1 pseudogene is annotated in these 613 nt (G+C 61.5%); it reads left to right on the top strand.

The window, feature by feature from the left end:
* Positions 1–13 precede the first annotated feature (13 nt).
* A pseudogene (locus EOA78_RS35625) lies at positions 14–613 on the top strand (calcium-binding protein); the annotation flags it as partial.

The following is a 613-nucleotide window of genomic DNA, read 5'->3' as shown; positions in this document are numbered from 1 at the left end:
GCTGCAGACGATGATGGACCACTGGGACGAACTGGTTCCGTCGCCCGAATTCGACTTTGCCTATGCCTGGGGTTCGCAGGAAGGCGACGTCGCGCTTGAAAGCTCGCCGGAACTGCAAGCCGTCTTCCGGGAACACAATCTTCAGGATGAGGCCCCGGCCACACCTCCAGTTAGCGATCCTGCCACGCCTCCAGTTAGCGATTCTGATACGCCTCCAGTCAGCGATTCTGGCACGCCTCCAGTCAGCGATTCTGACACGCCTCCAGTTAGCGATTCTGGCACGCCTCCATCCGACGACCCCGCCCAGACCATCGAGGGAAATGCCGGCGCCAACACTCTAAACGGAACCGCCGGCGCCGACACGATGGTCGGCCTTGGCGGCAACGACGAATACTATGTCGACAGTGCCGGCGACAAGGTGACCGAGTCCTCTGGCCAAGGTCAAGACAGGGTGTGGACCTCTGTGAGTTATGCGCTCTCAGCCGGATCGTCGATTGAAGTCCTTGGCACCACGAAGGACGCCGGCACCACGGCAATCAACCTGACCGGCAACGAGTTGGCCCAAACCATCCAGGGCAATGCCGGCGCCAACGTCATCAACGGCGGCGGCGGT

The organism is Mesorhizobium sp. M5C.F.Cr.IN.023.01.1.1, from assembly GCF_003997585.1.
Classification (GTDB): domain Bacteria; phylum Pseudomonadota; class Alphaproteobacteria; order Rhizobiales; family Rhizobiaceae; genus Mesorhizobium; species Mesorhizobium wenxiniae.
The sequence above is the reverse complement of the archived record's forward strand: the minus strand, read 5'-3'. Positions and strand labels throughout refer to the sequence as shown.